Raw genomic sequence first — 12,309 nt, forward strand, 5'->3', positions numbered from 1 at the left:
CAGGAGTCGCAGAGATGTCACTGATCGGCCGACCGGTCCGGCGTACCGAGGACGGGGCCCTGCTCACCACCGGCGGGACGTACGTCGACGATGTGGTCGTGCCCGGCTGCCTGGAGCTGGTCTTCGTCCGCTCCCCCGTGGCGCACGGCCGGCTGGTCGGCGTGGACGCCGACGCCGCCCGGACGGCGCCCGGCGTGGTCGCGGTGTTCACCGCGGCGGACGTGGACCTGCCGCCGCTGCCGCCCGAGGCCGGCGTGCTGAACCAGAAGATGACCACACCGGTGCTCGCCGACGGCGTGGTGCGGTTCGTCGGCGAACCGGTCGCCGCGGTGCTGGCGACCAGCCGCGCCGAGGCGGTGGACGCCGCCGCCCTCGTCGACCTCGACATCGCGCCGCTGCCGGCGCTGGTCGACGTGGATCGGGCGCTCGCCGACGATCTGGTTCTGCATCCGCAGGCCGGCACGAACATGGTGCTCAAACTCGGCTTCCGTCGCCCGGCCGGGCGCGCCGAGCTACACGAGGGCGCCGACGTGGTGGTCCGGCAGCGGATGCGAAACCCACGGGTCGCACCGTGCCCGCTGGAGGCCCGCGCCGGGCAGGCCGAGTGGGGCCCGGACGGGTTGCGCTACCGGGCCGGCAGCCAGGCCGTTCACCTGTGGCGCGGGCAGCTCGCGACGGCCCTCGGCGAGCCGGAGGAGCGGGTCCAGGTGGTCAACGGCGACGTCGGCGGGGCGTTCGGTTCCAAGGCGTTCGCCAGCCGGGAGGACGTCCTCGTCGCCTGGGCGGGCCGCCGGCTCGGCCGTCCGGTGCGCTGGGCGGAGACCCGTAGCGAGAGCATGATCGCCGCCGGGCACGGCCGGGCCCAGCAGCAGAGCGCCGAGCTGGGCGGCACCCGCGACGGGCGGATCGTGTCGTACGCGCTGGAGGTGGTGCAGGACGCCGGGGCGTACCCGCGCATCGGGGCGATCCTGCCGTTCTGGACCCGGACCATGCTGACCGGCCCGTACGCCATCAGGCGGGCGAAGTTCAGCTCGTCCAGCGTCACCACCACGACCACGCCCGTGGTGTCGTACCGGGGCGCCGGGCAGCCCGAGGCGGTCGCCGCGCTGGAGCGGATGGTCGACCTGTACGCGGCGGAGATCGGCATGGACCCGGCCGAGGTGCGCCGGCGCAACCTGCTGCCACCGGAGAGCTTCCCGGTGACCACGGTGACCCGCGCCCGCTACGACACCGGCGACTACCCGGCGGCGCTGGAGCGGGTGCTCGCCGAGGCCGACTATCCGGCGCTGCGCGCCGAGCAGGCGGCCCGCCGCGCGCGCGGCGACGTCCAGCAGCTCGGCATCGGCCTGTCCACCTTCGTGGAGATCACCGGCGCGGACACCCGCAGCGAGTACGCCTCGGCGCGGGTCGATGACACCGGCCGCTTCACCGTCCACTCGGGGACCTGCCCGCACGGGCAGGGTCACGTGACCGCCTGGGCGATGATCGCGGCCGACGTGCTCGCCGTGCCGATGGACCGCGTCGACGTGCGCCACTCCGACACCGCGACGGTCGCCGAGGGCGGCGGCACCGGCGGGTCCCGGTCGTTGCAGACCGGCGGGATGGCGGTCCGCGAGGCGGCCCTGGCCCTGGTGGAGCGGGGCCGGGACGTGGCAGCCGTCCGGCTGGGCGTGCCCCGCGACGAGGTGGAGTTCACCGCCGGACGGTTCCGGGCGCCCGGCGGGCGGGTCGTCGACTGGGCCGAGCTGGCCGCCGACGACGCCGGCCCGGACGGCGGGCTGCGCGTCGAGGCGACCTTCCAGCCGTCCGCCGCGACCTGCCCGTTCGGCGCGCACCTGGCCGTGGCGGAGGTGGACACCGAGACGGGTCAGGTGACCCTGCTGCGGGCGGTGGCGGTCGACGACGCGGGCGTGCTGCTCAACCCGCTGCTGGCCGAGGGGCAGGTGCACGGCGGGCTGGCGCAGGGCGCCGGCCAGGCGCTGGTGGAGGAGGTCCGCTTCGCCGCCGACGGCACGCCGCTGCACGGCGACCTGCAACGGTACGCCATGGTGGGTGCGGCCGAGCTGCCCTCGTTCGAGACGGTCGTGATGCAGACCCCGACCCCGGTGAACGCGCTCGGTGCCAAGGGGCTGGGCGAGTCGGGCGCGGTCGGGTTTCCGCCGGCGGTGCAGAACGCCGTGGCCGACGCCGTCCGGCACCTGGGCGTGCGGCACATCGACATGCCGGTGACCGCCGAGCGGGTCTGGGCAGCGATCCAGGCGGCGGGCACTGCCAGCTAGCTCCCCCGGTGGGCCGCCCGGGTCACCGGGCGGCCCACCGACGTCAGTCGTCCACGACGGACAGCGCCTGCTTGGGGCAGCGGCGCGCGGCCTCCCGCACCCGGGCGGCCAGCGAGCCCTCCAGCGGCTGCTCGGTGATCTGCAGCCGGTCGTCCTCGCCGACGTCGAACACCTCCGGCGCCTGACCCACACAGATCGCGTTGCTCTCGCATCGGGAGAAGTCCACAACCAGTCGCACTGCTCACGCCTCCGTCTTCGCGACGATCTCGAGGATCGGGAACATCATGGTGGGCACGCTGCGGGCCAGCCGCAGGTCGGCGACGTCCAGCAGCCGTTCGATGTGCTCGCGGGAGCGGGCGCCGCCGCCGACCATGGCCAGCAGGAGCAGGTCGTAGAGGCGCCCGACGTCGAACCGGTCCCCCGCCTCGACGACCGGCTCCAGCACCAGCAGCCGGCTGTCCGGGCGCATCGCCGCCCGCACGGCCCTCAGCAGCCGTACGGCGTTGTCGTCGTCCCAGCCGTAGAGGATCCGCTTGAGCAGATAGGCGTTCGCGCCGGCCGGGATGGTCTCGAAGAAGCTGCCGCCGGTCACCGTGCACCGCTGGGCGACACCGAGCTTCTGCAGCACCGGCTCGGCCTCGGCGACCACGTGCGGCAGGTCGAACAGGGTGCCCTGCAACGCCGGGAAGCGGGCCATGATGCCGCCGAGGAAGGCTCCGTTGCCGCCGCCGACGTCGACCACCGTGGCCAGCTCACCCCAGGGGTACGCCGGCAGCGCGGCCCGCAGCTCCAGCCGGGTGGCCGCCTGCTGGGAGGCATCGAAGCGGGCGCTGTCGTGCGGATGGGCGGCCATGTACGGCCAGTAGCCCTCGGGGTGGACCTGGTCGAAGGACGCCTGCCCGGTGCGGATGCTGTGGTCGAAGTGCGCCCACGCCTCGATGTCGGGTTCCAGCAGTGGGTACGCGTCGCGCAGCGACAACGGGTGGTCGGTGCGCAGCGGCTCGGCGAGCTTGGTCAGCCCGAACACCTCCGGCTCGACCTCGGTGAAGATGCCCTTGCCGGCGAGCGCTCGCAGGGCGCGCAGCAGCGACGGTGCGTGCGCGCCGGTGGCCTCGGCCAGGTCGGTCACCGGTCGCGGCCCGTCGACGAGCTGGTCGGCCACGCCCAGCTCGGCGACGGCACGCACGGTGAACGGCACGATGTAGTCGGCCAGCTCGGTCAGTCGGAACACCGATTCGATGTCGATCCGGGGTCGGGTCGGGGCCATCGATACCTCCTAGGGGAACGTCAGCTGCGCCCCGGCGGGACCGGCGGCGATCACGGTGAGCGTGGGGGTGGCGACGATGCGGTCCAGTGACAGGCCGGCGCTGGCCAGCAGGTCGACGAGCTGGTCGCGGGTGCGGTGCCGGCCGCCGGTCAGCACCAGGGTGTGCAGGTCGACGAGCTTCGCGACGTCGAAGGCGTCACCGGCGGGGATGATCGCCTCCAGCAGCAGCAGCCGGCTCTCCGGCCGCATCGCCTCGGCGATCCGGCGCAGGATGGCCGCGGCGTCGGCGTCGTCCCAGCCCGGCAGGATGGTCTTGAGCACGTACAGGTCGGCGCCCGCCGGCACCGGGTCGAAGAAGCTGCCCGGGGTGATCCGGCAGCGATCGGTCACCCCGGCGGCGGCGAGCAGCGCTGGCGCGGCCGCCACCACGTGGGGCAGGTCGAGCAGTGTGCCGGACAGCTGCGGGCAGCGGGTGAGCATGCCGGCCAGGAACGCGCCGTCGCCGCCGCCGACGTCGACGACTTCCCGGGCCTGCGCCCAGGGCCACGCCGGCAGGACGGTACGCAGATGCAGCCGGGTCAGGCTCGACATCCACCGGTCGACGGCGAGGCTGTCCGCTGGATGCCCGGCCAGGTACGACCAGTAGTCGGTGCCGTGGACCCGGGGAAAGGCGGCCTCCCCGGTGCGCAGGCACCGGCCGAGCACGGCCCAGGCGCGCACGTCCGCGGCCATCAGCGGGTACGCGTCGCGCAGCGACAACGGGTGGTCGGTGCGCAGCGGCTCGGCGAGTCTGGTCAGCCCGAACACCTCCGGCTCGACCTCGGTGAAGATGCCCTTGCCGGCGAGTGCCCGCAGGGCGCGCAGCAGCGACGGCGCGTGCGCGCCGGTGGCCTCGGCCAGGTCGGTCACCGGTCGCGGCCCGTCGACGAGCTGGTCGGCCACGCCCAGCTCGGCGATCACCCGGAGGGCGAACGGCACGATGTAGTCGGCGAGTTCGGTGAGCCGGGTCAACGCACCAAGGTTGGTACGGGGCCGCGCCGCCAGCATCAACCGCCTCCACTATCACGTGTCTTGTATCCCGTGTATCTGCACACTAGCTTGTGTTCAGGGTCGCTGTCACCGTCGTTCGCGGGAGGCACTGGATGCTGGACGGATGTGTGAGCTGGCCGCGGGAGCTGGCCGAGCGTTACCGCGCGGAGGGCTACTGGCGCGGCGAGTCGCTCGCCGACCTGGGCCGGGAGTGGGCCCGCACGGACCCTGAGCGCACCGCGCTGGTCACCGGCGAGCAGCGGGTGACCTACGGCGACCTCGACCGCCGCGCCGACCGGATGGCCGCCGGGCTGCTGGCTCGCGGCGTCGGCCGGTACGACCGGGTGGTGGTCCAACTGCCCAACAGCGTCGAGTTCGTGGTGGTATGCCTGGCACTGTTCCGCCTGGGCGCCATGCCCGTGCTGGCGCTGCCGGCGCACCGGCGTGCCGAGATCGGCCACCTGTGCGCGCACACCGAGGCGGTCGCCTACGTGACCGTCGACCAGGTCCAGGGGTACGACCTGCGCAAGCTCGCCGCCGACGTACGCGCCGACACGCCGTCGCTGCGGGAGGTGTTCGTGGTCGGCGACCCCGGCGAGTTCACCGCCCTGGCCGAGGTGGACGCCGATCCGGTGCCGCTGGCGGCCCCGGACCCGTCGGACGTCGCGTTCTTCCTGCTCTCCGGCGGCTCGACCGGCCTGCCGAAGCTGATCCCGCGGACCCACGACGACTACGCGTACCAACTGCGGGCGACCGCCGCGGCGATGGGATTCGGGCCGGGCGGTGTCTATCTCGCCGCACTGCCGGTCGCTCACAACGCGGCCCTCGGCTGCCCAGGCGTGCTCGGCGCGCTGTGGGTCGGCGCCACGGCCGTGCTGGCCGGCAGTCCCAGCCCCGACGAGGCGTTCCGGCTGATCGCCCGCGAGCGGGTCACCCTGACCACCTTGATGCCGCCCTTCCTGCCGCTGTGGGCCGACCTCGCGCCGATGCTCGGTGCCGACCTGACCGGCCTGGTGGTCGAGGTCGGCGGGGCCAACCTCAGCCCGGAGGTGGCCGACCGGGTGACCCGGGAGCTGGGGATCCGCCTGGCGCACTTCTTCGGCATGGCCGAGGGCCCGATCTGCTGCACCCGCCCCGACGACCCGCCGGAGCTCGCCGCGCACACCCAGGGTCGTCCACTGTCGAGCGCCGACGAGTTCCAGGTCATCGACGACACCGGCCGGCAGGTCGCCGCCGGCGAGGTGGGCGAGCTGATCGTGCGCGGCCCGACCACCCTGCGCGGCTACTACCGGGTGCCGGAGTACAACGCGCGCACCTTCACCCAGGACGGCTTCCTGCGCACCGGGGACCTGGTCCGCTGGACCCCGACCGGTGAGCTGGTCGTGGTCGGCCGAATCAAGGAGGTGATCAATCGGGGCGGCGAGAAGGTTCCGGCAGGTGAGGTCGAGGAGCACCTGCTCGCTCACCCGGCGGTCCGTGAGGTCGCCGTGCTCGCCGTCCCCGACCGGGTGCTCGGCGAGAAGACCTGCGCGGTCGTGGTGCCGCGCTCGGAAGCCCCCACGCTGGGACAGCTGCGCGACTTCCTCACCGACCGTGGGCTGGCCGCGTACAAGCTGCCCGACCGCTTGGAGCTGCGCGACGCACTGCCGTACACCCCGGTGGGCAAGGTGGACAAGCGGACGCTGGGCGCCGACCTGACCGGCTGAGCGGGCGGTGGGGAAGGAGCCGGTCGCCCCTTCCCCACCGCCCGCATCAGCCCGTCAGGTGGTACAGCCGGTGGAAACGGTCGTCCACCGGCACGATCTGCACGTCCGCGAAGCCCGCCTCGGTGGTGAACCGGCGCACCTGGGCCGGACGCAGGACCGTCCCGGTGGCCGTCGAGCCGGGCCCGGCCAGACCGGCCGGCAGGCAGTGCAGCACGCTGGTGGCGTACTGGAAACGCTCGACCTCGTCGCCGGGGGCGACGAACCGGTGCGCCACCTTCGCGTCCAGCACCAGCACCGCACCGCCCTCACCGCGCAGCCGCCGACAGGCCCGCAGCACCGACACCGGCTGGCTCATCTCGTGCAGCGCGTCGAAGACGCAGACCAGGTCGTACCGGCCGGCCAGCTCCGGGTCGGCGGCGTCGCGCCGGTGGAACCGGACCCGATCGGCCACGCCGGCGGCCGTGGCGTTCGCGACCGCCGCGGCCACCGTCGGCGCGTCCAGGTCGTAGCCGTCGACCTCCGCCAGGGGGTACGCCCTGGCCAGCGCGATCGCCGCCCAGCCCGCGCCGCAACCGATGTCGGCGATCCGGCTCGGTGCGGCGAGGAGCCGCTGGTGGATCTGCGGCAGCGCCGAGGAGAGCCAGCCGGGCAGGGCGTACGTGAACAGCGCCCGGTTGGCACCCGAGTGCCCGTGCCGCCAGTCGTCGCCGTACACCTCGTCCGGCACCCCGGCTCCGGTGCGGTACGCGTCCAGCAACGCCGGCAACGCCCCGGCCACCCCGCCCAGCGGCATCATGGTCAGCGACACCAGCGACAGCGGGCTGTCCGAGGCCAGCAGCACCTCGGCGTGCCCCGGCGGCAGCCGGTAGACCCGCCGCTCGGGTGCGGCCGCCACGTCGTCCACCTCGACGAACCCGGCGACCGCCTGCTGTTCCAGCCACTCCCGCGCGTACCGGGCGTCGATCCCGGTACGCGCGCACAGCTCGGCCACGTCGGCCGGGCCACGGTCGAGCGCCTCGTACAGCCCGAGCCGGGCACCCAGGTAGCCAGCCAGCAGCTCCTGGGTGTGCAGCATGGCCAGGAAGAGCCGCAGCGACAGCGCCCTGGCCCGCTGGTCCCCGTCGCCGGGCGCAGACGGGCGCAGGGTCGCCGTGCCCGGTGCGTGCCCCGGGCGCCCGGTCAACTGGCCAGCTCGCCGCGGGACCGCAGGATGTCGCTGACGTGCTCCGCCACGGCGTCGATCGTGACGATCTTGCGTGCCGTCGTCTCGTCGATCGGCGGCAGATCGAACTCGTCCTCCAGGGTGAAGGCCAACTCCAGCAGCGCGAGCGAGTGGAAGCCGAGGTCCTCGACCAGCCGCGAGTCACCCGACCCCTCGATCTGCTCCGGGTTCGGCGCCAGTTCGGTGACGATCGCCGTCACCGAGTCGCGCACCTCCACCTCGGTACGCACCTCGGCTGTCGTCGACCTGGTCGCGTCGGTCATTCCCGCCTCCTGTCCGAACGTCCCTCAGGACGCCGTCGTCGTCTGCTCGGTCTGGTCCCGCTGACCGGCCGGTGCCGTGGTGACCACGGTGCCGGGCAGCCGGTCATCGACGAACGCCTGCCACAGCTGGCGCCGTTTGGGTTTGCCGCTGGAGGTGCGGGCGATGGTGCCGCGCGGGGCGTCCACGATGACCACCTGCGCGCCCTCCGCCCGGCGGCGCAGCTCCCGCTCCGCCTGCGCCAGCCACTCGGGCTGGGCCTGCTCGAACACGGCCACGACGGTCGCGGTGCCGGCACGGTGGCCCAGCAGCGCGGCCATCCGCTGGGCCGGCACACCGGGGCGGCAGATGGCCCACTCGAGATCCTCGGCGAAGACCGCCCGACCCCGCACCTTCATGCTGTCGCCGAGCCGGCCCAGCACGTGCAACTGCCCGTCGTGCAGGAAGCCGGCGTCGGCGGTGCGCAGCACACCACCGCCGAGCGCGGTCTGCGACGCCGAGTCACCCTCGTTGACGTACCCCTGCGCGACGGACGGGCCGTGCACCTCGATCTCACCGACCACCCCGTCCGGCAGCGGCGCGCCGGCCTCGTCGACGATCTGGACCCGCACCCCGGTCAGCGGCCGGCCGCAGCCCACCACCGGGTACGCCTGGACGGCGTCGTCGACCGGCTCGGCCGGGTCCGGCACCGCCCGCGCGCCCAGCTGTAGCCGGTCGGGGCGCAGCTCGACGGCGTGGTACAGCTCGTCCAGTGGCAGCCCGGTGACCGCCAGGGTCGCCTCCGCCAGCCCGTACGCGGGCAGCAGGGCACGCGGGTCGAAGCCGTATGGGATGAGCAGCGCGCAGAACCGGCGCAGCGCCTCGGCGTCGATGCGCTCGGCGCCGACGATGACGGCCCGCCAGGCGGAGAAGTCCAGCCCGGTCAGCGCCTCGGGGCGGACCCGGCGGGCGATGTACTCCAGCCCGAAGTTCGGCATCGACGTCAGGCGCGCGCCGCGTGCCCCGAAGCAGCGAAGGTAGCGCCCGGGGTTGCGGACGAACTCCTCCGGCGGCATCAACCACAGGTCGCTGGTGTTGACCACCGGGGTGACGAGGCACCCGATGAGGCCCATGTCGTGGTGCACCGGCAGCCAGGACGCGGTGGGATCGTCCGGGGTCATGGCCAGCCACCGCCGGATCGCCGAGACGTTGGCGGCCAGCGCCGCGTGCGGCACCTGCACGCCCCGGGCGCGGCCGCTGGAGCCGGACGTGAACTGCAGCAGGGCGAGCGGGCCCGGGTCCGCGACCGCGCCCCGGGCACCGCCGGCGGCGTCGGCCAACTCGTCGGCGGAGAGGACCCGGCGCACCCCGGCGGTCGCGGCCAGCGGCTCGATGGCTCCGGTGAGGGTGGCCGCACAGACCACCACCCGTGGCGCGGCGGCGCGCAGCAGGCCCAGCACGTGCTCGCCGTAGACCTCGCGGTCCTGGAAGGCCAGCGGCGGGGCGATCGGTGAGGGCGCCGCCCCGGCGGCCATCGCGGCGAACAGCGCGGCCACGAAGTCGGGGCCGGCGGGCTCGACGATGGACACCACGTCGCCGGGGACCACCCCGACCGCCCGCAGGCCGGCGAGGATCACCCGGGTCCGGTCGGCCAGTTCGGCGTACGACAGGAAGGTCCAGTCGTCGCCCCCGGCGGCGAAGTGCACACCCCGGTCCTGCCGGGGACGCTCCAGCCAGCTCAGCAGCGGCGAGCCCGCAACGGCGCGTACGGTCATCGGCTCGTCACCTCCTCCCCCAGTACGTCTATCTGAGATTGATAGCAGATACAAGGCTAAACAAGATACGAGTGAGGCGATAGAGTGCATCTGTGACCAGTACGCTTCCCCGGGTCGACGGACTGCTCCCCGCCCTCGCCGAGCGGGCGGCGGAGATTGACCGGGCGGGCCGGCTCCCGGACGACGTTCTCGCCGACCTCAGCACCGCGGGCTGCCTGCGGATGCTGGTGCCGGCCGCGTACGGTGGCGCCGACCTGCCGCTGGGCGAGGCGCTGCGGGTCATCGAGCAGCTGTCCATCGCGGACGCCTCCACCGGCTGGCTGATCGGCCAGGTCGGCCTGGCGCACCTGCTGTTCGCCTGCTTTCCCGAGGCCGCCCGCGACGAGATCTACGCGGGTGGTCCGGACGTGCTGGGCGCCGGCGCGGTCGCGCCGAAGGGCCGGGCGGCACCGGACGGCGCCGGTTGCTGGCGGGTCAACGGCCAGTGGCCGTTCGTGACCGGCAGCCCCCAGGCGAGCTGGATCTACCTGAACTGCATCGTGCTCGACGGCCGCACGCCCCGGACTCTGCCCAACGGGGCGCCGCTGACCCGGATGGTGCTCTTCCCCGCCGGCGAGCTGGAGCAGATCGACACCTGGCAGGTGCTCGGCCTGCGCGGCACGGCCAGCCAGGATGTGCGCGCGGCCAACCGGATCTGCCCCGAGCACCGCGGCTTCAGCCTGGTCGGCGACGGCGACGACGTGCGCCGCACGGTCTTTCGGATCGCCCAGGCTGGGCTGCTCATCGCCGCGGTCGACCTCGGGATCGCGCAGGGCGCCGTCCGCGACGCCGCGACCCACGCCGCCGCCGGCCGCCGGCGTACTTTCAGCACCCGCTCGCTGGCCGACTCCCCTGTGTTCCACGACCGCCTCGGCGAGGCCCACGTGGCCCTGCGCGCGGCCCGGGCACTGCTGCACCGCGAAGCGGAGGCGGCCTGGGAGACCGCCCGCCGCGGCGAGGTGCTCAGCGCACTGGACCGGGCCTGCCTGCGCGCCACCGCCGCACAGGTCACGGCCGCCGCGCTCCAGGCCGTGCAGACGGCGTACGCGCTGGCCGGCGCGTCGACCGTGTTCGACTCCGCGCCGCTGCAACGGCGACTGCGCGACATCAACACCGCGACTCAGCACTTCGTCAACAGCCGGGACAGCTACGCCACGGTCGGCGCGCTACTGGCCGGCGCGGACGTCGACACCACGATGTTCTGACCGCGGCCCGGAACCGGACGCACCGCACCCCGTGGGGACGGAGGTCGGACCCTGGAACCGGATTCACCGCGCCGGGCCGGAAGGGCCGGCCCGGCGGTCAGCCGCGGGCGGGGGTGGGCTCGGGCGCCGCCTGCGGGTCCAGCGCCGGCACCCGGGCCGGCACGGGCGCCCCCGCACCGAAGTACCGCTCCCGCAGCGTCCGCTCCGCCGGGTCGTACGCGGTCCGGAACAGGCCGCGGCGCTGCAACTCCGGCACCAGCAGGTCGCAGATGTCGTCGATGCCCTGCGTGGTCGGGCAGGGAATCAGGTTGAAGCCGTCCACGTCGGCCACCGAGCACCACTCCTCCATCCGGTCGGCGACCTGCTCGACCGTGCCGAAGAGGGTCACGGGGGCGTTGGTGCGGGGCCGGCGGGCGGTGGCCACCAGGTAGCGCACGTCGCCGACCGTCCAGGTGCGCTCGGGCCCGAGCCGGCGCAGGAAGCCCACGAAGCTCTGGCTGCCCTGGCCGGCGATCTCGGCCACCGGCGTCTCGTCCGGGTACGCCGCCAGGTCCACGTCCATCCAGCCGCACCACTTGGCCAGCTGGCCGTCCCCGCTCCACAGCGCGACGTACTCCTCGGCCCGCCGGCGGGCCTCCGCGCGGGTCGGGGCGACCATCACCATGCTGCCCTGCAAAGCCTTGACCGAACGCGGATCGCGCCCGTGCGCGGCCACCTGGGACCGCAGCCGGGCCACCTGCGCCGCGCCGCTGGCCGGGTCCGCCATGGTCAGGAAGACCACCTCGGCGTGCCGGGCCGCGAAGGTCATCCCCCGCCCGGACGCGCCGGCCTGGTACAGCACGGGGGTGCGCTGCGGCGACGGTTCGCACTGGTGCGGGCCCCGGACGGAGAACCAGCGCCCGTCGTGGCCGATCTCGCGCACCCGGTCCGGGTCGGTGAAGACGTTCGCGGTGACGTCGCGGACCACCGCGTCGTCGTCCCAGCTCTCCTCCCACAGCCGGCGCGCCACCTCGACGTACTCGTCGGCCCGGTCGTAGCGCTCGTCGTGGTCCAGGTACGACCCGAGGCCGTTCGCGGACGCGGACCGCAGATACGAGGTGACGATGTTCCAGGCGACTCGTCCGCCGGTGAGGTGGTCCAGTGAGCTGAACACCCGGGCGCACTCGTACGGGGCGTGGTAGGTCGTCGAGTAGGTGACGGCGAGGCCCAGCCGGGAGGTGGTGGCGGCGATCGCGGGCAGCACGAGCAGCGGGTCGATCGACGGGATCTGCACGGCGTGCCGTACGGCCGCCCGCCAGGAGCCCTGGTAGACGTCGTAGGTCCCGTGCACGTCGGCGAAGAAGAGCGCGTCCAGACAGGCCGCCTCCAGCCGGCGGCCCAGCTCGACCCAGTAGCCGAGATCGCGGTAGCCGGTGGCGCTGCGGTCGGCGGGGTGCCGCCAGAACCCCTTGAACTGCGGCGACGGCGAGCACTGGGTGAACAGATTGAGATGCACGTATCAAGTGTCTCGCATGCTATCTGGTATCGCAACGCTCGACCGGATACGG

10 protein-coding genes are annotated in these 12,309 nt (G+C 74.0%); 3 read left to right on the forward strand and 7 right to left on the reverse strand.

The window, feature by feature from the left end:
* The first annotated feature begins 14 nt into the window (after window positions 1–14).
* On the forward strand, window positions 15–2,279 hold the full coding sequence (locus ABZV00_RS11435) for a xanthine dehydrogenase family protein molybdopterin-binding subunit (RefSeq protein ID WP_355604504.1): 2,265 nt from the start codon (window positions 15–17) through the stop codon (window positions 2,277–2,279).
* A 43-nt stretch (window positions 2,280–2,322) separates the two neighbouring features.
* Here the strand turns inward: ABZV00_RS11435 and ABZV00_RS11440 are convergent, their stop codons facing one another.
* Genes ABZV00_RS11440 through ABZV00_RS11450 form a run of 3 tightly spaced genes read right to left on the reverse strand, consistent with a single transcriptional unit; the run spans window position 2,323 to window position 4,593 of the window.
* A complete protein-coding gene (locus ABZV00_RS11440; protein WP_355604507.1) occupies window positions 2,323–2,517 on the reverse strand; it encodes a ferredoxin in 195 nt (64 codons plus the stop codon).
* A gap of 3 nt (window positions 2,518–2,520) precedes the next feature.
* Window positions 2,521–3,546, reverse strand: coding sequence for a methyltransferase (locus ABZV00_RS11445; protein WP_355604510.1), 1,026 nt, complete (start codon window positions 3,544–3,546; stop codon window positions 2,521–2,523).
* A gap of 9 nt (window positions 3,547–3,555) precedes the next feature.
* Window positions 3,556–4,593 (reverse strand): methyltransferase, encoded by a 1,038-nt coding sequence (locus ABZV00_RS11450; protein ID WP_355604513.1) that lies wholly within the window; start codon window positions 4,591–4,593, stop codon window positions 3,556–3,558.
* A 95-nt stretch (window positions 4,594–4,688) separates the two neighbouring features.
* Between ABZV00_RS11450 and ABZV00_RS11455 the strand changes: the two genes are divergently transcribed.
* Entirely contained in the window at window positions 4,689–6,281 is a 1,593-nt protein-coding gene (locus ABZV00_RS11455) for an AMP-binding protein (protein ID WP_355604516.1), read from the forward strand.
* Between the two features lie 46 nt (window positions 6,282–6,327).
* On the opposite strand, the gene ABZV00_RS11460 is transcribed toward ABZV00_RS11455, so the two are convergent.
* From ABZV00_RS11460 to ABZV00_RS11470, 3 genes are read right to left on the reverse strand one after another with little or no spacing between them, the layout of a single operon-like run.
* Window positions 6,328–7,464: a methyltransferase domain-containing protein gene (locus ABZV00_RS11460; RefSeq protein ID WP_355604519.1), complete on the reverse strand. Its 1,137-nt coding sequence runs from the start codon at window positions 7,462–7,464 to the stop codon at window positions 6,328–6,330.
* Window positions 7,461–7,766 (reverse strand): phosphopantetheine-binding protein, encoded by a 306-nt coding sequence (locus ABZV00_RS11465; RefSeq protein ID WP_355604522.1) that lies wholly within the window; start codon window positions 7,764–7,766, stop codon window positions 7,461–7,463. Before ABZV00_RS11465 ends, ABZV00_RS11460 begins: the two co-directional genes overlap by 4 nt.
* A gap of 24 nt (window positions 7,767–7,790) precedes the next feature.
* Window positions 7,791–9,518 (reverse strand): AMP-binding protein, encoded by a 1,728-nt coding sequence (locus tag ABZV00_RS11470; RefSeq protein WP_355604525.1) that lies wholly within the window; start codon window positions 9,516–9,518, stop codon window positions 7,791–7,793.
* Between the two features lie 92 nt (window positions 9,519–9,610).
* Here ABZV00_RS11470 and ABZV00_RS11475 point away from each other — a divergent pair, with 92 nt between their 5' ends.
* Complete coding sequence (locus tag ABZV00_RS11475) at window positions 9,611–10,762, forward strand: acyl-CoA dehydrogenase family protein (protein ID WP_355604528.1); 1,152 nt, start codon at window positions 9,611–9,613, stop codon at window positions 10,760–10,762.
* Window positions 10,763–10,859: 97 nt separating this feature from the next.
* On the opposite strand, the gene ABZV00_RS11480 is transcribed toward ABZV00_RS11475, so the two are convergent.
* Window positions 10,860–12,257 (reverse strand): LLM class flavin-dependent oxidoreductase, encoded by a 1,398-nt coding sequence (locus tag ABZV00_RS11480; protein ID WP_355604531.1) that lies wholly within the window; start codon window positions 12,255–12,257, stop codon window positions 10,860–10,862.
* Between the last annotated feature and the right edge of the window lie 52 nt (window positions 12,258–12,309).

It is taken from the genome of Micromonospora sp. NPDC005173, from assembly GCF_040608515.1.
Lineage (GTDB): Bacteria > Actinomycetota > Actinomycetes > Mycobacteriales > Micromonosporaceae > Micromonospora.